Genomic DNA, 22,727 nt, shown 5'->3' on the forward strand with positions numbered 1-22,727 from the left:
GTGTCCGTTGTCAGGTTGGGGGCTCAGGCGTCCAGCGCGTAGCGCGGCGCGGCCTTGGCGTTGGCGAATTGCGGCGCGAGCGCGCGGCGGTCGGCTTCCCAGCGGGTCCAGGCCTCGCCGTCGTGCAGCGTCGGGATCGTCACCAGCTCGCCTGCGTCGAGGCCGGCCAGCGCGGCATCCACCAGCACGGCGGCGGGCATCGTGCTGGCCGCTTCCTTCTGCTTCGCGTAGCCGGCCACGTCCCAGAACTCGGTGGCGGTGGCGGCCGGCAGCACCGATTGCACGCGCACGCCCTTGCCTGCCAGATCGCGCTGCAGCGCATGGCCGAAGCTCAACACGTAGGACTTCGAAGCGCTGTACACGCCGTTCAGCATCTCGACGGCGATGCCCACCACCGAACCGATGTTGATGATGGTGCCCGCGCCGCGTGCGACGAAGGCCGGCGCCACCGCGTAGGTCAGCCGCGTCAGCGCGGTGATGTTCAGGTTGATCATCGCTTCCATCGTGTCGACGTCGTCGTTCAGGACCGACGCGACCGAGCCGATGCCCGCGTTGTTGACCAGCATCGTGATGCGCGTGTCCTCGCGCAGCAGGCGCTCGATCTTCGCGAGCGCGGCCTTGTCGTTCAGGTCGGCGGCAATCGTCTCGATCGAGCGGCCCGTTTCCGCGGTGAGGCGGGTGGCCAGCGCGCTCAGGCGCTCCTGGTTGCGCGCCACCAGGATCAGGTCGTAGCCGCGCTTGGCGAGGCGGTCCGCGTAGATGGCGCCGATGCCGGCCGAAGCGCCCGTGATCAGGGCGAAACCTTTCGTGGAAGCAGTCATGGTGAATCCTTTTTTGTTGGGTGAACCGACAGGGCGTCGAGTCATGGCTGCATTCTGGCCGGGGCGACGCGCGCCCTCAATGTCGAATATGCAAGGATTTCGGACATCGCTTCCGGCTCGGTCGGCTTGGCCGGAAACCTTGCGGATTCGTCCTTGGGCGCGGCCGTCGGATTCCCCAGAATCGGCTCCCTGCAACGGATCCGCACGGCGTCCGGCCTTCGATGGCCTCGCGCCGCGGCGCAATGAACGCAATGAGATCGAGCCAAGCCGATGAAGATAGGTATTCCTGCCGAAACCCGGCCGAACGAGGCGCGCGTTGCCGCGACGCCCGACACGGTCAAGCGTTATGTCGCCCAGGGGCACCGCGTGAGCGTGCAGCGCGGCGCGGGCGCCCTGGCCAGCCACCCCGACGACGCCTACGCGGCGGCCGGCGCCGAACTGGTCGACGCCGCGTCGGCGTTCGACGCCGAGCTGGTGCTCAAGGTCCGCACCCCGAGCGCCGAAGAGCTGCCGCTGTTCCGGCGCGGCGCGGTGCTGATCGGCATGCTGGAGCCGTTCGACGCCGCCAACGCGTCGCGGCTGGCCGCCGCAGGCCTGACCGCCTTCGCGCTCGAAGCCGCGCCGCGCACCACGCGCGCGCAAAGCCTCGATGTGCTGTCCTCGCAAGCCAATATCGCCGGCTACAAGGCGGTGTTGATCGCGGCCGAGCTGTATCCGCGCTTCGTGCCGATGCTGATGACCGCGGCCGGCACGGTGAAGGCGGCCCGCGTGCTGGTGCTCGGCGCCGGGGTGGCGGGCCTGCAGGCCATCGCCACGGCCAAGCGACTCGGCGCGGTGGTCGAGGCGTCGGACGCACGGCCGGCCGTGCGCGAGCAGATCGAATCGCTGGGCGCGAAATTCCTCGACGTGCCGTACGAAACCGAGGAAGAACGCGAGGCCGCCGAAGGCGCCGGGGGCTACGCGCGGCCGATGCCGCCCGCCTGGCTGGCGCGCCAGGCCGCGCTCGTGCACGAACGCGCGCGGCAGGCCGACATCGTGATCTCGACCGCGCTGCTGCCCGGCCGCGACGCGCCCACGCTGCTGCCGGCCGAGGCCGTCGAGGCGATGCGGCCCGGCTCGGTGGTGATCGATCTGGCCGCCGGGCGCGGCCCGGTCGCCGACGCGGCCAGCGGCCGGCGCGGCGGCAACTGCCCGCTCAGCCAGGAAGATCGGGTGATCGACCACCACGGCGTGCGGATCTGCGGCTACACGAATCTGGCGGCCCGCGTGCCCGCGGATGCGTCCTCGCTGTACGCACGCAACCTGCTCGACTTCATGAAGCTGATCGTCACGAAGGAAGGCGTCCTGAACATCGATCTCGCCGACGACATCGTCGCGTCGACCCTGCTCGCACGCGACGGCGAGGTCGCGCGCGCATTCTGACCCGGAGCTTCGCGGTGGAAGTCATCAATCACACGGTCATCAACCTGACCATCTTCGTGCTGGCGATCTACGTCGGCTATCACGTCGTCTGGAACGTCACGCCGGCCCTGCACACGCCGCTGATGGCGGTCACCAATGCGATCTCCGCGATCGTGATCGTCGGGGCGATGCTCGCGACCGGCCTGACGGTCGGCGCGCAGGGCAAGGCGTTCGGCACACTGGCCGTGCTGCTCGCGGCGGTCAACGTATTCGGCGGGTTCCTGGTGACGCGGCGCATGTTGGACATGTTCCGCAGGAAAGAACCGAAAGCGCGCGCGGGCGCGGCGGAGCGTGCATGATGGCCCTCGATTTCATGAGCATGAACGTCGTCACGCTGCTGTACCTGATCGCCTCGGTGTGCTTCATCCAGGCGCTGAAAGGGCTGTCGCATCCGAAAAGCGCGCGGGCCGGCAGCGTGTTCGGCATGGCCGGCATGACGATCGCCGTCGTCACGAGCCTGGCGCTGATCGCGCAGCAAGCGGGCCGGCTCGGCGCGAACCTGACGCTGGGCCTCGCGCTGCTGCTGGCCGCGCTGATCGTCGGCGGCGGGATCGGCGCCTATCTCGCGGCGCGCGTCGAAATGACCAAGATGCCGGAACTGGTGGCCGCGATGCACTCGCTGATCGGCCTGGCCGCCGTCTGCATCGCCTATGCGGTGGTGTCCGAACCGGCCGCGTTCGAGCTGGCCGCCACCGGCACGGCCGGCCCGGTCGCGATTCCGTACGGCAACCGCGTCGAGCTCGCGCTCGGCACGCTGATCGGCGCGGTCACGTTCTCGGGCTCGGTGATCGCGTTCGGCAAGCTGTCGGGGAAATACACGTTCCGGCTGTTCCAGGGCGCACCGGTCACGTTCCCCGGCCAGCACGCCTTCAACCTGCTGCTCGCGCTCGCGATGCTCGGCCTCGGCGCGGCGTTCATCGCGACGCAGGCGTGGCTGCCGTTCGTCGCCATGACGCTGATCGCGTTTGTGTTCGGCGTGCTGATCATCGTGCCGATCGGCGGCGCGGACATGCCGGTGGTGGTGTCGATGCTGAACTCGTATTCGGGGTGGGCGGCGGCCGGCATCGGCTTCTCGCTGAACAATCCGATGCTGATCATCGCCGGTTCGCTGGTGGGCTCGTCGGGCGCGATCCTGTCGTACATCATGTGCCGCGCGATGAACCGCTCGTTCTTCAGCGTGCTGCTCGGCGGCTTCGGCACCGACCCCGGCGCGTCGGCGGCCGGCGGCCGGCAGGAACAGCGGCCGGTCAAAGCCGGCTCGGCCGACGATGCCGCCTTCATGCTCGGCAATGCCGAATCGGTGGTGATCGTGCCCGGCTACGGCCTGGCCGTCGCGCGCGCCCAGCATGCGCTCAAGGAGCTGACCGACAAGCTCGTCGCGAAAGGCATCGACGTGCGCTACGCGATCCATCCGGTCGCGGGCCGCATGCCGGGCCACATGAACGTCCTGCTGGCCGAAGCCGAGGTGCCGTACGAACTCGTTCACGAAATGGACGACATCAACGGCGCGTTCGGCCAGACCGACGTGGTGCTGGTGCTCGGCGCGAACGACGTGGTCAACCCGGCCGCGAAGAACGACCCGAAATCGCCGATCGCGGGCATGCCGATCCTGGAGGCGTACAAGGCGCGCACCGTGATCGTCAACAAGCGCTCGATGGCGGCCGGCTACGCGGGGCTCGACAACGAGCTGTTCTATCTCGACAAGACGATGATGGTGTTCGGCGATGCGAAGAAGGTCGTCGAGGCGCTGGTCAAATCGGTGGAATGAGGCGGGCCCATGGATCACCTTCAATCGATGCGCGCCTTCGTGGCGGTGGCGAAATTCCAGAGCTACACGAGCGCGGCGGAACATCTCAACGTGTCGCGCCCGGTTCTGTCGCGCACCATCCGCGAACTCGAGCAGCAGGTCGGCACGCGGCTGCTCAATCGCACCACCCGCAAGGTCTCGCTGGCCGAGGGCGCGCGCGATTATCTCGAGACCTGCGTGCGGATCATCGAGATGGTGGACGACGCCGAGCGCCGCCTGGCCGACGACACCACCTCGGAGTGCGGGCCGATCCGGATCGTGGTGCATCCGCTGGCGGTGGCCTCGGGCATCGCCACCGTGCTGCATGCGTTTTCCACCACCTCGCCGTGCGTCGAACTGCAGGTGAGCATGCAGGATGCGCCGCTGAACCTGGTCGACAGCGGCTGCGACGCCGCGATCTATCCGCCGGACCTGATCCTCAACAGCACCGTCGTCAACCGGCCGTTGTTCACGTCACGCAACGTGCTGGTGGCCAGCGAACCGTACCTGCGCAAGCACGGCCCGCTGCACACCTTGCGCGACCTGTCGCGGCACCGGCTGATCGACGGCCGCGAGGCCGGTGCCGAGTCGCGCGAATGCCTCGCACTCCATGACGAAGCGTGCCCGGCCTCGCTGGGCAAGGCGTATTCGGCGGTGCCGGGCCTGGTCGCGCGCGAGCTGGCGCTGGCCGGCACGGGGCTCGCCATGCTGCCGGAACTGACGGTGGCGGCCGATCTGGCGCGCGGCCACCTGCTGCGTGCCGGGCTCGGCGACGCGCTGAGCCTCGGCGAAATTTCGCTCGGCATCCAGTACCAGCGCTCGGCGTCGCCGCCGCGTCGCGTGCGCACGTTCATCGAGGCCTGCCTGTCGTATTTCCGCACGGTCGGCGCCGCGCATCATTTCAACCCGCATCCCGCGCCCGCCGTGTCGGCCGGGCGCGACCGCGCCGAATGAGCACGCGGGAACGCCACCATGGATAGCGTCGATCTCGAAGTCCTGCAATGCGGCGCGCGCTGGCTCGACGAGGGCCGCCGCAGCCTGCTGGTCACGGTCGTGAAAACCTGGGGCTCCTCGCCCCGCCCCGAGGGCGCCATGCTGGTGGTGCGCGCCGACGGGCTGGCGGTGGGCTCGGTATCGGGCGGCTGCATCGAGGACGATCTGATCGAGCGCGTGAGGCGCACCGGCGTCACGCACGCCACGCCCGAGGTGCTGACCTACGGCATCAGCGCCGAGGAAGCGCACCGCTTCGGCCTGCCGTGCGGCGGCACCATTCAGCTCGTGCTGGAACCGCTGACGCCCGCCTCCGGCATCCGGGCGCTGCACGACGCCGTGCGCGGCGGCGCGCTGGTCGCCCGCACGCTCGACCTCGCCACCGGCCACGCCCGCCTCGCGCCTGCTGCGGCCGACGCTGTACTGCGCTTCGACGGCCGCCGCCTGACGACGATCCACGGCCCGCGCTACCGGATGCTCGTGATCGGCGCGGGGCAGCTTTCGCGCTATCTCGCGCGCATCGCCGTGGGGCTCGACTATCAGGTGACCGTGTGCGACCCGCGCGACGAATACGGCGACACCTGGGATATCCCCGGCGTCACGCTGGTGCGGACCATGCCGGACGATACCGTCGCCGACATGCGGCTCGATGCGCGCTGCGCCGTGATCGCGCTGACGCACGATCCCAAGCTCGACGATCTCGCCTTGATGGAAGCGCTGAGGACCCCTGCGTTTTATGTGGGCGCGCTCGGCTCGCGCCGCAACAACCGGGCGCGCCGCGAACGCCTGCGGGAATTCGACCTGAGCGCGGCGCAGGTGTCGCGCCTGCACGGCCCCGCCGGCATCTATATCGGCAGCCGCACGCCGCCGGAAATCGCGATATCGATCCTCGCCGAGCTGACCGCCGCCCGGAACGGCGTCGCGCTGCCGGCGTTCGTTCAGATCGAGGCGGCCAAGACGGCGCGGGAAGCCGCCTGAGCGCCGCGCCGATTCCGCTTGCCGCAACGCGCGCACCCGCCCTCACTCACTCGCCACCGCTCATGTCGATTCATTTTTCATGCACCCGCTGCGGCCAATGCTGCCACGACCTGCGCCTGCCGCTCGCCGTCGACGAGGCCGCCGCCTGGCTGGCGCGCGGCGGCGCCGTGCAAGTGTTCTGCGACGCGATTCCGTGGCCGGCGGAGCCGCCCGGCGACCCGGTGCTGGTTCGCCACCGACGCCAACGCTCGTTCGCCGCGCACTGCGGCGCGCTGCCCGTGCGCGTGTCGGTCACGCTGGTGGCCGCGTTTGCCGGCGCCTGCCCGCACCTGCGCGCCGACCTGACCTGCGGCGCGTACGAGCAACGGCCGCGCGTGTGCCGGATCTATCCGGCCGAGGTCAATCCGGCGGTGTCGCTCGACCCGGCCGCGAAGGCCTGCCCGCCGGAAGCCTGGGCCGCCAGCCAGCCCGTGTTCCAGCGGGCCGGCACGCTGGTGGATGCGCAGACGGCCGACCTGATCGCCCAGTCGCGTCATGCCGATGCGCAGGACCGCATGACTAAGGCGTATCTGTGCGCCGAACTGGGCTACGATCGCGCGGCGCTGGCCAACGAGGGCTTCGTGATCTATTCGCCGGATCGCGCGCGCTTGCGCGCGGCGCTCGATACGGCGCGCGAAGCGGCGTCGAACGCGCGCGTTGCCGGTGAGGATGGCGGCGATGGCGGTAATGGCATTGAGACGAGCCGCGACCCGCGGTCTCCGCATGCATGGCGCTATGTCAGCAACCGGAGCGCGACGCTCGACACGCTGCGCGAGATCGATGCCGATGCGGAGCGCGTCGGGACGCAGCAGGCCGGTGATGCGTTTTCGTATCTGGGTTTCTTCGTTGAGGACGCGCCGGGTTGATTACGCCGACCCAACGCCCTGCAGCGTTTGCAGCACCTCCAGCAGCGCGGTTTTCGCCGGCCCCTTGAAGTACTTGCGGATCTCCCGCTCCACCCGCGCCTGCGCCTCGCGCCAATACGGCTGCGCTTCGGCCAGCACCCGAATGCCTTCGTCGCTCAAGCGCGCCACCTTGTAGCGCGCATCGTCATCAGGAGACGTCACCACCCAGCCCGCCTCGATCAGCGACTTGATGTTGCGCGAGATGGTGGTCTTGTCGAGCGCCACCTCGGCGGCGATCTCGTTGTAGGTGGCGGCTTCGAGCCGGTCGAGCGCGCGCAGCAGCGAAAGCTGCGTGATCTTCAGGCCGAGCGGACGCAGCGTGTCGTCGTAGATTTGCGTCAGCGCATTCGCCGAACGCCTGAACTGGGTGCAATAGCATTCCGTGAACATGTCCCCTCGCCTTCCCTGTGCGGATTCGTGCAGCTCCGCCATGGTAGCGGGAAACCCCTTGAAACACGCATCCGCAGCGTACAACCAAGGGTTCTCACGGACACCGGATTCGCGAATCGATCTCTATACTGATGCACGTACATCTATTGATCAGCCGATTGTCGCTTCGATAGATGGTCGCTCATCCAATCGGGCCGGAATGCGGTTCGTGGCGAAACTCGCCCTTGCCAGCGCCCTATTTTGCATACGTATGCAAAATAGCCTGAAACCGATTGGACACATCACCGCCTCTCTCACCACGGAGCTTGAAAACCATGCCGATCATCGTTTGCACCACACGCGCAGGGCTGGACGTCGACATCAAACGGCAAATCGCCAGGGAAATCACCCAGGCCGTGCACAACACGATCCTGTCGCCGATCAACATCATCAGCGTCGTCTTCAACGACCTGGCCGCCGAGAGCAGCTACGTGGGCGGCGAACCCGGCAGCGATACGCTGATCATGTGCAACATCCGCGCCGGGCGCTCGGAGGAAGCGAAGGTATCGCTGGTCAAGCAGGTCAGCGCGATCTTCAGCCGGTGCGCCGGCATTCCCGAAACCCGCATCGAAACCGGCCTGCTCGAATACGTCGCCAAATACATCATTCGCGGCGGCCAGCAACTGCCCGATCCGCCCTACGCGTAAGGCGGCATGGCTCGCGGGAGCACGACACACAACAAGCATCGATTGCACAAGCCTGCAGGCAGGAGACGAACGTGAATACATCCACCCCGGCTGAAGGCCACGGCACGAAGACGAAAATGTCGACGATCGCCGCGGCCAGTTTCATTGGCAGTACGATCGAATGGTATGACTTCTTCCTTTACGGCATCGCGTCGGCCATCGTGTTCGGCCCGCTGTATTTCCCGGGCAACAATCCGCTGACGGGCACGCTGCTCGCGTTCGGCACGTTTGCGGTCGGCTTCATCGCGCGCCCGTTCGGCGGCATCGTGGCCGGCCATCTCGGCGACCGGATCGGGCGCAAGTTCGTACTGGTCGCCACGCTGCTGGCGATGGGCATCTCGACGGCCGTGATCGGGCTCGTGCCGTCGTTCGGGCAGATCGGCATGCTCGCGCCGGTCCTGCTGATCGCGTTGCGCGTCGTGCAGGGGCTGGCGGTCGGCGGCGAATGGGGTGGCGCGGCGCTGATCGCGGTCGAGCACGCGCCGCAAGGCAAGCGCGGGCTGTACGGCAGCTTTCCGCAAATGGGGCTGCCCGCCGGGCTGTGCCTCGCGACGGGCGCCATGGAACTGGTCAGCCGCCTGCCGGAAACCGATTTCCTCGCCTGGGGCTGGCGCATTCCGTTCGTGTGCAGCGCGCTGCTCGTGGTCATCGGCCTGCTGATCCGCCTGCGCATCGAGGAGCCGCCCGTGTTCCGCGAGATCCTCGATTCGCGCAAGCAAGCCCGCCTGCCGATCCTGGAAGCGATTCGCCGCTTTCCCCGGGCGATCGTGCTGTCGGCGGGCCTGCGTTTCGCGGACAACATCCTGTATTACGTCTTCACGACCTTCGGCCTGTCCTACATGACGCGGCATCTGGGCTTGCCGCGCCGCATGGTGCTGGTCGCCATCCTGTTGGCGGCCGCGCTCGAACTGCTCACCAATCCGCTGTTCGGCGCGCTGTCCGACCGGCTCGGCAGAAAACCGGTGGTGGTGTTCGGCGCGCTGCTGGCCGTGCTCGCGCCCTACCCGTTCTTCCTGCTGGTGGGCACCGGCAACCCGCTGCTGGTGCTGCTGGCCGAGGCCATCGTGATCAGCATCGCGCACGCGGCCGTGTTCGCGCCGATGGCGGCCTGGTTCGCGGAGATGTTCAGCCCCGACGTGCGCTACAGCGGCGTGACGATCGGCTTCCAGCTCGGCGCGCTGCTCGCCGGCGCGCCGACGCCGGTGATCGCCACCACGCTGCTCGCGAAGTACGGCGATTTCGGCCCGATCGCGCTGTTCGCGATGGGCGCGGCGTTCATCACGCTGGTGTGCGCATTGCTGGCGCGCGATGCGCGCTCGCTCGGCACGGAGCCGACGCCAACGCCAACTCCGTTAGGCAACCTGAACAAGCTGTAACGGTTCGGTCTCACGACCGAACCGGCAACCCCTCCCCATCGATCCATCACGAGAGCCTCATGCTTGAAGACTTGTTTTCCCTGAACGGAAAAACCGCCGTCGTCACCGGCGCGGGCCGCGGCCTCGGCGCCGATATCGCCAGGCTGCTGGCGCGTGCCGGTGCGCACGTTCACCTGTTGAGCCGTGGCGCCGCCGCGCTCGACGCCACCTGCGGCGAGATTCGCGCGGCCGGCGGCCGTTGCGAGCCGGTCGTCTGCGACATCCTCGACGATGATCAACTGCAGCGCGCGTTCGCCGCGCTGCCGGCGCTCGACATCCTCGTCAACAACGCCGGCACGAATTCGCCCGCCCCCCTGCGCGACGTGACGACCGACCAACTCGACACCATGCTCGCGCTGAACGTGCGCGCCACCTACCTGGCGACGCAGGCGGCCGTGCAACGCATGAGCGGCCGGCACGGCGACGCGCCGCGCGGCGGCGTCATCGTCAACATCTCGTCGCAGATGGGCCACGTGGGCGCGCCGGGACGCACCGTCTACTGCATGACCAAGCACGCGATCGAGGGGCTGACCAAGGCCGCCGCCGTGGAGCTGGCGCCGCTCGGCATCCGCGTGAACTCGGTCGCGCCCACCTTCGTGGATACGCCGATGACGAAGCCGTTCTTCGCCGATCCGGCATTTCGCCAATGGGTGTTCGATCGCATTCCGGCCGGCCGCCTGCTCGACAGCGCCGAGGTGGCCGCCGCCGTGCTCTACCTTGCCAGCCCGGCCGCCGCGATGATCACGGGCACCAGCCTGCGGCTCGACGGCGGATGGACCGCGCAGTAAAACCCTGCACGCGACAGGGCCGGAAATCGCGGCTGTTTTGTGCTAGATTCAATCATTCAGGACATCTTGTTATTTTCGGCCATGCATACCGTCGGACTCGTCGTCTACCCCAACTTCCAGTCGCTCGCGCTCGCCGTGGCCAGCGTGTTCGAATACGCGAACCTGCTTCACAGCGAGGAAGCCTACCGGTTCCGCATCGTGTCCGAACCAGGCGGCCCGATCGTCTCGTCGCAGGGCTTCGCGGTGCACAGCGAACTGCTGGCCGACGACGGTTACGACACGCTGATCGTGGCCGGCGACAACGAGTGCCGGCTGCCGTCGGAAAGCCTGCGCAACTACATCCGTCACGCGCCGCAGCATTCGCGCCGGATCGCCTCGATCTGCACCGGCGCGTTCGTGCTGGCGTCCGCCGGCCTGCTCGAAGGCAAGCGCGCGACCACGCACTGGTTTCATGCGCGCGACTTCAAGAAGCAGTACCCGGACGTGCAGCTCGACGAGGATCGCATCTTCGTCGTCGACGGCCAGATCTGGACCTCGGCCGGCATGAGCGCCGGCGTCGATCTCGCGCTCGCCATCGTCGAGAGCGACCTGGGCCTGGAAACCGCGCGCATGGTGGCGCGCAAGCTGGTGCTGTATCAACGGCGTGGCGGCGGCCAATCGCAGTTCTCGGCGCTGCTCGAACTCGATGCGCGCTCCGACCGCGTGCAGATGGCGCTGGCGTTCGCGCGCGAAAACCTGAACGGCGACCTGTCCGTCGAGCGCTTGGCCGAAGCCGCCAACCTGAGCCCGCGCCAGTTCAGCCGCGTGTTTCGCGAGGAAACCGGGCAATCGCCGGCCAAGGCGGTCGAACGCCTGCGCGTGGAAGCCGCGCGCCTGATGATGGAAACCACGCGTCACCCGATCGAGATCATCGCGCGCGAAACCGGCTTCGGCGATCGCGAACGGATGCGCCAGGCGTTTCTGCGCGCGTTCGGCCAAGCCCCGCAAACCATCCAGCGCGCATCGGGCGGTGCGTTGCAACTGGTCTGATCCCTACGGATTGCTGACGGTTTGCGTCAGGCCGGCTCTTTCAGCGCCCGCCCGACCACCTCGTCCAGTTCGGCGAAATCGGGCCGACCCACATAGCGTTTCAAAATCCTGCCGCGCCGGTCCACCACCAGCGTGGTGGGCGTCAGTTGCACGTCGCCGAACGCCTTGGCGAGACTGCCGTCGTCGAGCGCCAGCATGAACGGCAGATGGCGGCCCTGCGCATAATTGACCGCGTACTGCCGCGGCGTGTAGCGCATCGCCACCGACACGAACGCCAGCCCGGCCGGATGGAAGCGCTCGTAGGTGGCCTTCATGCTCGGCATCTCCTCGATGCAGGTCGAGCAATCGGTATCCCAGAAGTTGACGAGAAACACCTTGCCGCCCAGGTCGGCGGAGGTGGACACGCGCTGCCCGGACAGCAGCGTGAACGTCGTATCCGGCACGTGCGGCCGCGCCAGCGCGTAATGCCCCACCGCCGCGACCAGCACCAGCCCGAATAACACCGCCGCCACCCGCCCTTTCCTGATTCGCATCGCCTGCTCCCTGTTCGTCGCGCGACTCATTATCGGCGCGGCACGCCGCGCGCCCAATGACGGATTCGCCATGTTTTCCGTCATCCCGCGCATGGCCGGAATCATTGCAGATACGGCATTGTCGTCGCCGCGCCGCAAGCCGAAGATGGCTCCATCGAACGAACCAGGCGACTGGTCTATTCAGGAACCCTCAGCAATGACGAATCAGGCTACTCCGTCGGGCGCGACCCGGCAAACCCTTCTCGACGCCGCGCAAGCGACCATGGCGGGCAAGGGCTTTTCCGCCGTCGGCCTCAACGAGATCCTGAATGCGGCCGGCGTGCCGAAGGGCTCGTTCTATCACTACTTCGCCTCGAAAGAGGCCTTCGGGCAGGCCTTGCTGGCGCGGTACTTCGACACCTCGCTGGCCACGCTCGACGCCATGCTGGCGCCGGATGCGGCAAGCGTCGGCGAACGGCTCATGCGCTATTGGCAGCATTGGGCCGACAGCCAGATGGCCGCCGGCCCGCATGCGAAGTGCCTGGTGGTCAAGCTCGGCGCGGAAGTGGCGGACCTCTCGGCCGCGATGCGGCGCACGCTCCACGACGGCACCGCACGCCTCATCGCGCGCCTGGCCGCCGCCATCGAGGCCGGCGTGGCCGATGGCTCGCTCGCCACCGTGCACGACCCGGCGGAAGCGGCCCGCACGCTCTATCAGACCTGGCTCGGCGCCAGCGTGATGGCGAAGATTTCAGGTGGTCGCGCGCCGTTCGACAACGCGGCGGCCGTCACGCGGCAAATGCTCCGGCCGGTCGCGACACATGAGCATCGTCAGCACGCCTAGCGCGCTCGCCTGACGTATCGAGCGCAAAACATTCCGTGCTCGTCAAACTCTCTAATAGTTAGTTGTGCAATCCAATCGCGCGTTGCAGCGCATTCACCCAAGCGGAGCATGTCATGGCTTACCAAACCATCAACCCCAGCACCAACGAACTGATCAAGACCTGGCCCAATCACACCGATGCCGATGTGGAAGCGGCGCTGGCCACCGCGCATCGGCTCTACAAGTCCGCATGGTCGAAAGGCCCGATCCAGCCGCGCGTCGCGGTGCTGCACAAGCTGGCCGACCTGATCGACTCGCGCGTCGAGGAACTGGCCCGGATCATCACCGCCGAAATGGGCAAGCTGATTGGCGAAAGCCGCGGCGAAGTGCAGATCGTGGCGCAGATCGCCCGCTATTACGCCAACAACGCCGAGCGCTTCCTCGCGCCGGTCGGCATCCAGACCGACCAGGGCGACGCCTGGATCGAACATCATCCGGTGGGCGTGCTGCTGGCCGTCGAGCCGTGGAATTTCCCGTTCTATCAATTGATGCGCGTGCTCGCGCCGAATTTCGCCGCCGGCAACCCGATCGTCGCCAAGCACGCCAGCATCGTGCCGCACTGCGCCAGCGTGTTCGAGGCGCTCGTGCATGAAGCCGGCGCGCCCGCCGGGGCCTGGACCAACCTGTTCATCACGGCCGATCAGGTCGGCAAGCTGATTGCCGACCCGCGCGTGCAAGGCGCCGCGATGACCGGCTCGGAAGGCGCGGGCAGCTCGATCGCCGCCACCGCCGGCAAGCATCTGAAGAAGACCACGCTGGAGATGGGCGGCAACGACGTGTTCGTGGTGCTGGAAGACAGCGATCTCGACAAGGCCGTCGAGATCGGCACGTTCTCGCGCCTGCATGTGGCCGGGCAGGAATGCATCGGCGCGAAGCGCTTCCTGGTGCGCGAGGAAGTGGCGCAGGCCTTCCTGAGCAAGCTGACCGCCGCGTTCCAGGCCGTGAAGATCGGCGACCCGTTCGACGAAGCCACCACGCTCGGGCCGCTGTCGTCGGCCGGCGCACGCGATGGGCTGGTCAGGCAGGTCGAGGCGGCCGTGGCGAACGGCGCCACGCTCCACTACGGCGGCCATGCGCTCGACCAACCGGGCAACTTCTTCGAGCCGACCATCCTGACCGACGTGAGCCGGAACAACCCGGCGTACTTCGAGGAATTCTTCGGCCCGGTCGCGCAGATCTACGTGGTCAAGAGCGACGACGAAATCGTGGAGCTGGCCAACGATTCGAACTATGGCCTGTCGGGCGTGGTGTTCTCGCGCGACATCGAACGCGCCAAGTCGCTGGCGGCGCGGATCGAAACCGGCGCGGTGTGGATCAACACGTTCTCCAGCACGGCGCCCGAACTGCCGTTCGGCGGCGTGAAGCGCTCGGGTTACGGTCGCGAGCTGTCCGAACTCGGCATCAAGGAGTTCGTGAACCAGAAGCTGGTGCTGGTCGCGCACGCCTGAAACCGGTAGCGCGCGCCCGGCGCGGCGGCCACGCCGCTGCGCCGGGCGCCCTGCCTCGGCTTACTGCTCGCCGGGCGCCCAATCGGGGCTGTAGCCGCCGAGCGCCGGGTGATACATCTCGTCGCCGGTGTGCTGGGTGAATTCGACGTTGAGGCGGTTTTCCGGCACGCCGAGGATCTCCACGCAGTGCGCGCACAGCGCCTTCGCGACCTCCATGCGCTGCTCGGGCGGCCGGCCCTTGCGGATGTCGAGCATCATCACCGAGACAGGCACCGGCGCCTCGCCAGCCTCGGCGATGCGCCAGACGCCGCCCGCGCCCAGCTCGCGAATCGCGACGCTGATGCGCCGGATATCGACCGACATCATGCGGGCATAGGTTTCGCTCATCGCGGCCGCGAGGCGCTGCTTGACGTCCGCGGGGTAGTGGTCGTTCACATCCAATTGCAGGTAAGGCATAGCGTTCAACACTCCAGAAAAATGGGGCGGCGGGCCGCGCCTGCGGCCGGGTGCCAGGGCTCGATTCTGGCACCCGCCACCCGCCCCGCCCAATGACGAATCCACCGTGAATTCCGGCCATGCCCGGCTCTCGGCTGCCGAATGGCCGCGCCTCGACGAAATACTTGAGCCTTCAACAGATTCACCCATATACTTGAGCCCTCAATCAAAACCTCTCGAAGGAGATTCACCGATGACTCTCGACGGCAAAATCGCGCTCGTGACGGGCGGCAGTTCGGGTATTGGCCTGGCGACGGCCCGGGCGCTGATCGCGGAAGGCGCGCATGTGTATCTGACGGGCCGCCGGCTCGACGAGTTGAAGGCGGCCGCGGCGACGCTTGGCGACGCGGCCACGCCGGTGCAGGGCGACGTGGCGAACCCGGCCGATGTCGATGCGCTCTACGAGCAGATCCGGGCGCGGCACGGGCGCCTCGACATCGTGTTCGCGAACGCCGGCTTCGCGGCGTTCGCGCCGCTCGGCAGCCTGACCGACGAACATATCGACGCGCTGCTGAACACCAACGTCAAGGGCGTGATCTGGACCGTGCAGAAAGCATTGCCGTTGATGCAGCCGGGCGGCTCGATCATCCTCACCTCGTCGATCGTCGGCAGCAAGGGCTTCGGCAACTGGAGCATCTACAGCGCGACCAAGGCGGCGGTGCGCTCGTTCGCGCGCACCTGGGCCTCGGAGCTGAAGGGACGCGACATCCGCATCAACGTCGTCAGCCCCGGCGTGATCGAAACGCCGGGCCACGACAAGACGGGCCTCAGCGAGGAGCAGCGCAGCGGGTTCTTCGACTACGCCGCCCAACTCGCGCCGCTCGGCAGAACCGGCCGTGACGACGAAGTGGCGAACGTGGTGGCGTTCCTGGCGTCGGATCGCAGCAGCTTCGTGACGGGCAGCGAGATCTTCGTGGACGGCGGCGTCGCGCAAATCTGAACGTTGATCCGACCGTAAACGCAAACGGGCCGGGGCGGCATGCAAGCGGCCCCGGCCCGTTCAATCAGCGGATCAACACAACGGCGCGCCAGCGCCGTCGCTCAATACCCCACCGCCGCCCCCGCCGGCCGGCGCGGATCGTTCGCACCGTACACGAACCCGGTGCGCACGCGCCCCGACACCGACGCATCGTTGCCGGAGCTGGCCCGGTCCGCCGCCTCGGTGCCGGGCAGCCCCACCAGCACCAGTTCGGCCGCGCCCCAAGGGGTTTGCTCGACCAGCTTGTAGCCCATCTTGCGCAGGATCGCGAGCGTATCGGGCGACAGCCCCTGCGTTTCGTAGTCGATCTCGTCGGGCAGCCATTGATGATGGATGCGCGGCGCATCGACGGCCGCCTGCGGCGCCATCCCGTAGTCGATCACGTTCAGCGCGGTTTCCAGCGTGATCGTGATGATCCGCGAGCCGCCCGGCGAACCCACCACCATGAACACCTTGCCGTCCTTGGTCACCACCGTCGGCGCCATCGACGACAGCGGCCGCTTGCCCGGCGCAATCGCGTTGCGCGTGCCCTGCACCAGCCCGAACAGGTTCTGCACGCCGACCTTGACGGTGAAATCGTCCATCTCGTCGTTGAGGAAGAAGCCGGTGCCCGGCGCGATCACCACCGCGCCGAACAGGCCGTTGATGGTGTACGTGGTGGACACCGCGTTGCCGTCGGCGTCGACGATCGAGTAATGGGTCGTCTCGGGCTTCTCGTGCACGCTGAAGCCGGGGATCACGTCCTTCGACGTGGCGGCGCGGTCGTCCGGGATCACCTTGCGCAGCTCGGCCGCGTAATCCTTGCCGGTCAGGCGCGCGATGGGGTTGTCGATGAAATGCGGATCGCCGAGCAGCGTGTTGCGGTCGAGATAGGCATGGCGCATCGCCTCGGTCATGACGTGCACGGCGGCGGCCGAATGGAAGCCGAGCGCGCGCATGTCGTAGCCTTCGAGGATGTTCAGCGTCTCGCACAGCGTGACGCCGCCCGAACTGGGCGGCGGCGCCGAGATGAACGTGTAGCCGCGATAGCTGCACTTGAGCGGCTCGGTGTCCTCGGCGCGGTACGCGGCGAAATCGCCGGCGGCGATCACGCCGTTGCCGCGCTTGGCGGCGGCCTCGACGGCCTGCGGAATCGCGCCGCGATAGAACGCGTCGTCGCCGTGCCGCGCGATCTGCGCCAGCGTGCGCGCCAGGTCCTTCTGCACCAGCCGGTCACCGGGCTGCCACGGCGAGCCGTCGGGGCGCAGGAAGATGCGCGCGGCGTCCGGGTCGGCGCGGAAACGCTCGGTCTTGGTATCGAGGATGTCGGTGTCGCCGCGCGTCAGCACGAAACCGTCGCGCGCGAGCCGGATGGCGGGCGCCATGACCTGCGCGAGCGTGAGCTTGCCGTATTCGCGCTCGGCCAGGTTCAGCCCGGCCACGGTGCCCGGCACGCCGACCGCGCGATAGCCGTACAGGCTTTCGCCGGGCTTCACGTTGCCGTCGGCGTCGAGATACATGTTGGCGGACGCGGCGGCCGGCGCCTTCTCGCGGAAATTGATGAAGCGGTCGCGGCCATCGGCCAGGTGCAGCGTCATGAAACCGCCGCCGCCGATGTTGCCGCAGCACGGGTTGGTGACGGCCTGCGCGTAGCCCACCGCCACGGCCGCATCGACGGCGTTGCCGCCCTGCTTGAGAATCTGCACGCCGATCTCGGAGGCCAGATGCTGCGAGGACACCACCATCGCGTGTTGCGCCTCGACGGCCGGCAGCGAGGCCGCCTGCGCCGTGGCATACACCGACACCGTCAACGCGGTGGCCAGCAGAAGAAGTCGCCGCATGTCGCGATCGCTCCAGGGGATGGGATCGAATGCGGCCGGCGCACACCCCGAAATGCGCCGGCGTGTGGCCAATGAAGGCGGCTTACGCCGTCGGGGAAGAAGCCGAAGCCGAATCGGATGCCGCGTCGAGATGAAAGCGCTGCAGCAGCACGCGCTTCGAGGTGTCGAGAATCATGCTGCGCTCGGCGCCGTCCAGCAGCCGCGCACTCATCAGCGCGCCGAACAGTTCCGCGCGCATCGAGCGCGCCATCGCATCGGCGTCGTCCCAGCCCAACTGCGCGAGCAGCGCGGCGATGCGCTGGTGCTGGCGCTCCATGCCGCGCGCGAAGGCGGCGCGGGCCTCGTCGTCGAGGCGCGGGATGTCCGAGCCGAGCGCCGCGATCGGGCAGCCGGTGTCGCGCGCGCGGCAATGCGCTTCCGACAGATAGTGGTCGATATAGCTGACCAGCCCGTCGCGCGGCGTCTTGCCGTTCATGCGCTTGTCGAGCCGCTCGGCCGTCTGGTCGAACATGAAATCGATGCTGGCCGCGATCAGCGCGTTCTTCGACGGAAAGTGCGCATAGAACCCGCCGTGCGTGAGGCCGGCCTCGCCCATCACGGCCGCCACGCTGACGTTGTCCGGACCCTGCTCGCGGATCGCGCAGGCCGCGGCTTCCAGCACGCGGTTGCGGCTTTCCTGCTTGTGCTCGGGGCTGTATCGCATCCGTCTCACCTCGCAAAATTAAGGCGACAACATACCATGGCCGCCGCCCCCTCCGCTTGCGCGAAACGGGGCGGCATGCGCGCCGTTTCAGGGCGTCGCGGCCAGGGCCGGCGTGGCCGAAGCCACGCTTGCCGCCGGGGTTGAAGCCGGGGCCGGCGACGCGGCCTGCGCGTCGTCCGGGGCATCGGGCGACCAGCCGCCGCCAAGCGCGCGGTAGGCCGCCACCGTCGCACGGGCGCGGTCGCCGCTGGCCAGCACCCAGGCCCGGCGCGCCTCCAGCAACGCGCGACGGCGGTGCAGCAGCTCGCCCTGCGCGGCCGTGCCCTGCGTGTAGCTGCGCTGCGCCGATTGCTCGGCGCGGCCGGTGGCGCCCGTCACGGCGCGCCACTGCTCGACGTTCTCGTCGGATTCGGCCAGCGCCACCAGCGCGTTCTCGACGTCTTCGCTGGCGCGCAGGATCGACTGCCGGTACTGCGCGAACGCCTCGGCGCGCGCGCCCTTGGCCTGCCGCACCTCGTCATCCACGCGGCCGAAGTCGAACAGCCGCCAATGCAGCCCGGCCAGCACCGACGGCTCGAACGCGCGCGCCGTGAACAGGCTGCCGTTGTTGAGCCGGTCGAAACCGAGCAGGCCGGACAGCGACACGTCCGGGTAATACTGCGACAGCGCCGCGCCGATCCCGGCCGTGGCCGAGGCGAGCCGCCGCTCGGCGGCGATCACGTCGGGGCGGCGGCGCAGCAGGTCGGCCGGGCGCAGCTTGCCGGGCAGGCCGGGCGCGACGCCCATCGCGGGCGGCGCATCGCCGAGCGCGGCGGCGTCGGTGCCGGGCGCGTCGCCCATCAGCACGTCGAGCCGGTTGCGTTGCTGCGCGGCCTGCGTCAGCAGCCCCGGCAGCAGCGCGCGATCCTGTGCCAGTTGCGCCTCGGCGTCGTCGCGGTCGCGGTCGAGCGCCACGCCCTGTTGGACACGATCCTCGGTCACGCGCACCAGCGCGCCATCGGTGTCGATCTGTTCGCGCAGCAGCACGATCGCGGCCTGCGCGCTGCGCAGGCGGAAGTACGCGTCGGCCGCCTCGGCGGCGATCGACACGCGCGTGCCGAGCCGCGCCGCCTCGGCCGCCTGTGCCTCGTCGCGCAGCGCTTCGGCGCGGCGATGCAGGCCGCCGGCCAGGTCGAGTTCCCAGCTCGCGCCGGCGTCGATCTGTTCGAGCGTGAGGTTGCGCGAATAGCCGGGCGACTGGCTGACGATGGTGCCGAGCGGGCTGACCAGCGATTGATGCTCGTGGACGATGCTGCCGTCGAGGCTGCCCTGCGGCAGCCAGGCGGTGGCCGCCTCGCCGGCCGCCGCGCGCGCCTGCACGACGCGCGCCTGGGCGGCGGCCAGGTCGAGGTTCTGCGCGAGCACGCGATCGATGATGCGCGTGAGCGCCGGATCGTCGAAGCCGGTCCACCAGCGCGCGAGGTCGGCCGTGCTGTCGCCGGACACCGCCGCGAGCCCGTCGCCCGCGTGGTAGCGCTCGGCCATCGCGACCTCGGGCCGATGGTAGTCGGGGCCGACCATGCAGCCCGCCAGCAACAGGGTGGCCAGCAGGGCCGGGGCCAGCGCGTGCGGCAGCGGCAGGCGCGGCAGCGCGCGGCGGCCGGTACGGATGAGATGCGTCATTGTCGATTCCCTGTTCAGTGTCCTGCGTCGCTGCTCGGCTGCTTCGGCGGCGCCACCTTGCGCAGCAGCGGCACCATCGCCACGGCGATCACGAAAGCCACGCCGACCACGAGGAACGCGTCGGCGTAGGCCATCGTCGAGGCCTCGCGATAGGCCAGGCCGCGCAATTGCAGCAGCGTCGCGCCGGCCGCGTGGGCCGTGTCGCCGAACGCCTGCCCGAAGCGCGCCTGGGTGCCGTCGATCAGCGTCTGCATGGCGGCGTTGCCGCTGGTCAGCGTGCTGGCGATCCGTTCGAAGTGAAAGTTGGTGCGGTTGTTGAGGATGGCGCCGCAGATCGCGATGCCCACCGCGCCGCCGAGGTTGCGCATCATGTTGAACAGCCCGCTGGCGTACTTCACGCGCGCCATCGGCAGGCTGCCCAGCCCCAGCGTGACGGCCGGCGCCACCGCCGGCACCTGCGCGATGCCGCGGATGATCTGCGGCCAGAACAGTTGATCGCCGCCCCAGTCGCTCGTCACCTGCGCGAAGCTCAGCATCGACAGGCCGAACATCGCGAGCGCGCCCATCAGGATGTGGCGCGTGTCGAAGCGGCGCGCGAGCACCATGTACACCGGCACGCCCAGCAGGCCGCCGAGGCCGGTGGCGCACACCACGGTGCCGGTCTGCAGCGCCGAGTAGCCGCGCACGTAGCCGAGGAACAGCGGCATCAGATAGATCGTGCTGAAGATGCCGATGCCGGTGATGAACGACAGGATGCAGCCCACCGTGAAGTTGCGGTTCGTGAACGCGCGCAGGTCCACCACCGGCTTGTCGTAGCTGAGGCTGCGCCACACGAACAGCAGCCCGGCGATGCCCGAGATCCAGGCCGCGTGGCGGATGTCGGCGTCGTCGAACCAGTTCCAGCGCGAGCCTTCCTCCAGCACGTATTCGAGCAGGCCGAGGAACACCGCCATCAGCGCGATGCCGAGGTAGTCGGCATCCTTGAGCAGCGAATGATCGGGCTCGTCGATATCCACCATCGTCGCCACCCCGAGCGCCACCAGCAGGCCCGGCACCACGTTGATGTAGAAGATCCAGCGCCACGACATCACGTCGGTGATCCAGCCGCCGATCACCGGCCCGAGCGCGGGCGCGACCGAGGCGATGGTGCCGATCACGGCCGCCGACATCGCGCGCCGCGGGCCGCTGAAATAGTGGAACGACGAGGTGAACACGGTGGGGATCATCGACGCGCCGAGCATGCCCTGCAGTGCGCGGAACAGGATCATGCTGCCGATGCTCCAGGCCATCCCGCACAACATGCTGGCCACCGTGAAGCCGATCGCCGACGCCACGAACAGCCAGCGCGTCGAGAACACGCGCGTGAGCCAGCCCGACAGCGGAATCGTGATGATCTCGGCGATCAGGTAGGCCGTCTGCAACCAGCCGATCTGATCCTGGCCGGCCGACAGGCCGCCGCCGATGTCCTGCAGCGAGGCGGCCACCACCTGAATGTCGAGCAGCGCGACGAACATGCCGACGCACATGATCGCGAACGGCAAGACGGACGGATCGGACGGCGCGGCCGCGTCCCGGGCGGCGGCGGTCATTGATGCTCCGAGCGGGTATCGACGCTCGCCTGCACCGACAGCCCGGCGCGCAGCGCGCCGACTCCGCTCACGTCCGGATCGAGCGTGATGCGCACCGGCACGCGCTGCACGATCTTCGTGAAGTTGCCGGTGGCGTTCTGTGCCGGAATCACGCTGAACACCGAGCCGGTGGCGGGCGCCAGGCTGGCCACGTGGCCTTCGATCTTCAGGCCGGTGTTGACGTCGGCCTCGATCTCGACCTTCTGGCCGGGCTGCATGTGGCGGATCTGGTCTTCCTTGAAGTTCGCATCGACCCACAGGCCCTTGGCCGGCACCAGCGACATCAGTTGCGTGCCGGCCGCCACGAACGTGCCCGGATGCGCCGAGCGGTTGCCCACGTAGCCGTCGACCGGCGCGAGCAGCGTGGTGTAGCCCGTATTCAACTTGGCGTTGCGCATCGTGGCCCCGGCCTGCTCGATGCGCGCCTGCGCTTCCACCTTCTGCGCCTCGATCACGCCGAGCTGGCGGCGCTGCGCGTTGACCGCCGCCGCCGACGCCCGCACCTTGGCGCGGGCCTGGTCGAGCGAGGTTTGCGCGCGCTGCGAATCCTGCTGCGTGCCCGAATGCGATTCGGCGAGGTTCGCGTAGCGCTGCGCGTCGCGGCTCGCGAACTGCTGCGCGGCCTGATCGACGTCGGCCTGCGCCTGCGCCTGGGCGATGTCGGCCTCGATCAGCGCGTGCTGCGCGTCGAGCCGCGTCAGCGCGGCCTTGGCGGCGTCCACCTCGGCCTGTGCCGCGTCGAGCCGCGCCGTGAAATCGGCCGGATCGAGTTCGATCAGCGGCTGGCCGGCGTGCACCAGCGCGTTGTCCTCCACCAGCACACGCGCCACGTAGCCCGACACGCGCGGCGAGATCACCGTGACGTTGCCGCCCACGTAGGCGTCGTCGGTCGATTCGTAAAAGCGCCCGCTGAACCACCAATAGATGCCGTAGCCCACTGCCCCGATCAGCACAATCGTCAGGATCGCGAAAGGAATGATCCGGCGCTTGCGCGGTGCCGCGGCCTCGCCGGCGGCGGCGTTGTTGTCTTGCATGCTTGACTCCTGTAATCGGGGATGCCGACCGGGGCCGTGCACGCGAGATGCACGGCCCCGGTCGGTAGCGAATGGCTGGCGTCGTCATTGCATGACGATCATCATTCAACATGATATGACGTACATCATTCAATGCGCAAGCACGATGGCAAACCGGCCCGAAGGGCGGGTGATCGTTCAATCGTAGGAGGAATTCGGACGGCGCCGGGGGCGGCGTCGGTGGTGTGTGGACGCGG

Annotated in this window: 22 protein-coding genes; 13 read left to right on the forward strand and 9 right to left on the reverse strand. The window is 68.5% G+C overall.

Annotated elements, in window-relative coordinates; all coding sequences use genetic code 11:
* Positions 1-23: 23 nt before the first annotated feature.
* Entirely contained in the window at positions 24-821 is a 798-nt protein-coding gene (locus tag AB4851_RS02260) for an SDR family NAD(P)-dependent oxidoreductase (RefSeq protein WP_414448257.1), read from the reverse strand.
* 270 nt (positions 822-1,091) lie between these two features.
* On the opposite strand from AB4851_RS02260, the gene AB4851_RS02265 reads away from it, so the two are divergent.
* The 6 genes from AB4851_RS02265 (at position 1,092) to AB4851_RS02290 (ending at position 6,941) form a co-directional block, all read left to right on the forward strand.
* Complete coding sequence (locus AB4851_RS02265) at positions 1,092-2,243, forward strand: Re/Si-specific NAD(P)(+) transhydrogenase subunit alpha (protein ID WP_414448258.1); 1,152 nt, start codon at positions 1,092-1,094, stop codon at positions 2,241-2,243.
* Between the two features lie 14 nt (positions 2,244-2,257).
* Positions 2,258-2,581: an NAD(P) transhydrogenase subunit alpha gene (locus AB4851_RS02270; protein ID WP_414448259.1), complete on the forward strand. Its 324-nt coding sequence runs from the start codon at positions 2,258-2,260 to the stop codon at positions 2,579-2,581.
* A gap of 14 nt (positions 2,582-2,595) precedes the next feature.
* Positions 2,596-4,050: an NAD(P)(+) transhydrogenase (Re/Si-specific) subunit beta gene (locus AB4851_RS02275; RefSeq protein ID WP_414449218.1), complete on the forward strand. Its 1,455-nt coding sequence runs from the start codon at positions 2,596-2,598 to the stop codon at positions 4,048-4,050.
* A 9-nt stretch (positions 4,051-4,059) separates the two neighbouring features.
* Complete coding sequence (locus AB4851_RS02280; RefSeq protein ID WP_414448260.1) at positions 4,060-5,022, forward strand: LysR family transcriptional regulator; 963 nt, start codon at positions 4,060-4,062, stop codon at positions 5,020-5,022.
* Between the two features lie 18 nt (positions 5,023-5,040).
* The gene (locus tag AB4851_RS02285; protein WP_414448261.1) at positions 5,041-6,036 is read left to right on the forward strand and encodes an XdhC family protein; all 996 of its coding nucleotides are present in this window, start codon (positions 5,041-5,043) and stop codon (positions 6,034-6,036) included.
* A 62-nt stretch (positions 6,037-6,098) separates the two neighbouring features.
* Positions 6,099-6,941, forward strand: coding sequence for a YkgJ family cysteine cluster protein (locus AB4851_RS02290; protein WP_414448262.1), 843 nt, complete (start codon positions 6,099-6,101; stop codon positions 6,939-6,941).
* Here AB4851_RS02290 and AB4851_RS02295 read toward each other — a convergent pair whose 3' ends face one another.
* Positions 6,942-7,370 (reverse strand): MarR family winged helix-turn-helix transcriptional regulator, encoded by a 429-nt coding sequence (locus AB4851_RS02295; protein ID WP_414441152.1) that lies wholly within the window; start codon positions 7,368-7,370, stop codon positions 6,942-6,944.
* 314 nt (positions 7,371-7,684) lie between these two features.
* Here AB4851_RS02295 and AB4851_RS02300 point away from each other — a divergent pair, with 314 nt between their 5' ends.
* The 4 genes from AB4851_RS02300 to AB4851_RS02315 all read left to right on the forward strand — a co-directional run bounded on the left by AB4851_RS02300 (position 7,685) and on the right by AB4851_RS02315 (position 11,327).
* A complete protein-coding gene (locus AB4851_RS02300) occupies positions 7,685-8,056 on the forward strand; it encodes a tautomerase family protein (RefSeq protein WP_414441151.1) in 372 nt (123 codons plus the stop codon).
* A gap of 71 nt (positions 8,057-8,127) precedes the next feature.
* Positions 8,128-9,471 (forward strand): MFS transporter, encoded by a 1,344-nt coding sequence (locus AB4851_RS02305; protein WP_414448263.1) that lies wholly within the window; start codon positions 8,128-8,130, stop codon positions 9,469-9,471.
* Positions 9,472-9,530: 59 nt separating this feature from the next.
* Complete coding sequence (locus AB4851_RS02310; protein ID WP_414448264.1) at positions 9,531-10,298, forward strand: SDR family NAD(P)-dependent oxidoreductase; 768 nt, start codon at positions 9,531-9,533, stop codon at positions 10,296-10,298.
* An 81-nt stretch (positions 10,299-10,379) separates the two neighbouring features.
* Positions 10,380-11,327: a GlxA family transcriptional regulator gene (locus AB4851_RS02315; protein ID WP_414448265.1), complete on the forward strand. Its 948-nt coding sequence runs from the start codon at positions 10,380-10,382 to the stop codon at positions 11,325-11,327.
* Between the two features lie 26 nt (positions 11,328-11,353).
* Here the strand turns inward: AB4851_RS02315 and AB4851_RS02320 are convergent, their stop codons facing one another.
* A complete protein-coding gene (locus AB4851_RS02320) occupies positions 11,354-11,860 on the reverse strand; it encodes a TlpA family protein disulfide reductase (RefSeq protein ID WP_414448266.1) in 507 nt (168 codons plus the stop codon).
* A 196-nt stretch (positions 11,861-12,056) separates the two neighbouring features.
* Here AB4851_RS02320 and AB4851_RS02325 point away from each other — a divergent pair, with 196 nt between their 5' ends.
* Together AB4851_RS02325 and AB4851_RS02330 are read left to right on the forward strand one after the other, a co-directional pair.
* Positions 12,057-12,683, forward strand: a complete 627-nt coding sequence (locus AB4851_RS02325) for a TetR/AcrR family transcriptional regulator (protein WP_414448267.1) — start codon at positions 12,057-12,059, stop codon at positions 12,681-12,683.
* 113 nt (positions 12,684-12,796) lie between these two features.
* Positions 12,797-14,170: an NAD-dependent succinate-semialdehyde dehydrogenase gene (locus AB4851_RS02330; protein WP_414448268.1), complete on the forward strand. Its 1,374-nt coding sequence runs from the start codon at positions 12,797-12,799 to the stop codon at positions 14,168-14,170.
* A gap of 60 nt (positions 14,171-14,230) precedes the next feature.
* Here the strand turns inward: AB4851_RS02330 and AB4851_RS02335 are convergent, their stop codons facing one another.
* A complete protein-coding gene (locus AB4851_RS02335; protein WP_414441145.1) occupies positions 14,231-14,626 on the reverse strand; it encodes a tautomerase in 396 nt (131 codons plus the stop codon).
* Between the two features lie 232 nt (positions 14,627-14,858).
* Here AB4851_RS02335 and AB4851_RS02340 point away from each other — a divergent pair, with 232 nt between their 5' ends.
* Positions 14,859-15,605: an SDR family NAD(P)-dependent oxidoreductase gene (locus tag AB4851_RS02340; RefSeq protein WP_414448269.1), complete on the forward strand. Its 747-nt coding sequence runs from the start codon at positions 14,859-14,861 to the stop codon at positions 15,603-15,605.
* Positions 15,606-15,706: 101 nt separating this feature from the next.
* Here the strand turns inward: AB4851_RS02340 and ggt are convergent, their stop codons facing one another.
* The 5 genes from ggt to AB4851_RS02365 all read right to left on the reverse strand — a co-directional run bounded on the left by ggt (position 15,707) and on the right by AB4851_RS02365 (position 22,491).
* On the reverse strand, positions 15,707-17,464 hold the full coding sequence (gene ggt / locus AB4851_RS02345; protein ID WP_414448270.1) for a gamma-glutamyltransferase: 1,758 nt from the start codon (positions 17,462-17,464) through the stop codon (positions 15,707-15,709).
* 82 nt (positions 17,465-17,546) lie between these two features.
* Complete coding sequence (locus AB4851_RS02350) at positions 17,547-18,167, reverse strand: TetR/AcrR family transcriptional regulator (RefSeq protein ID WP_414448271.1); 621 nt, start codon at positions 18,165-18,167, stop codon at positions 17,547-17,549.
* Positions 18,168-18,254: 87 nt separating this feature from the next.
* The gene (locus AB4851_RS02355; protein ID WP_414448272.1) at positions 18,255-19,829 is read right to left on the reverse strand and encodes an efflux transporter outer membrane subunit; all 1,575 of its coding nucleotides are present in this window, start codon (positions 19,827-19,829) and stop codon (positions 18,255-18,257) included.
* 14 nt (positions 19,830-19,843) lie between these two features.
* Entirely contained in the window at positions 19,844-21,418 is a 1,575-nt protein-coding gene (locus AB4851_RS02360; protein ID WP_414441140.1) for a DHA2 family efflux MFS transporter permease subunit, read from the reverse strand.
* Entirely contained in the window at positions 21,415-22,491 is a 1,077-nt protein-coding gene (locus tag AB4851_RS02365) for an HlyD family secretion protein (protein ID WP_414448273.1), read from the reverse strand. The genes AB4851_RS02360 and AB4851_RS02365 overlap by 4 nt, the downstream gene beginning before the upstream one ends.
* Positions 22,492-22,727: the final 236 nt, after the last annotated feature.

Origin of the sequence: Burkholderia sp. 22PA0099, assembly GCF_047497165.1 — a bacterium.
Taxonomy (GTDB): domain Bacteria; phylum Pseudomonadota; class Gammaproteobacteria; order Burkholderiales; family Burkholderiaceae; genus Burkholderia.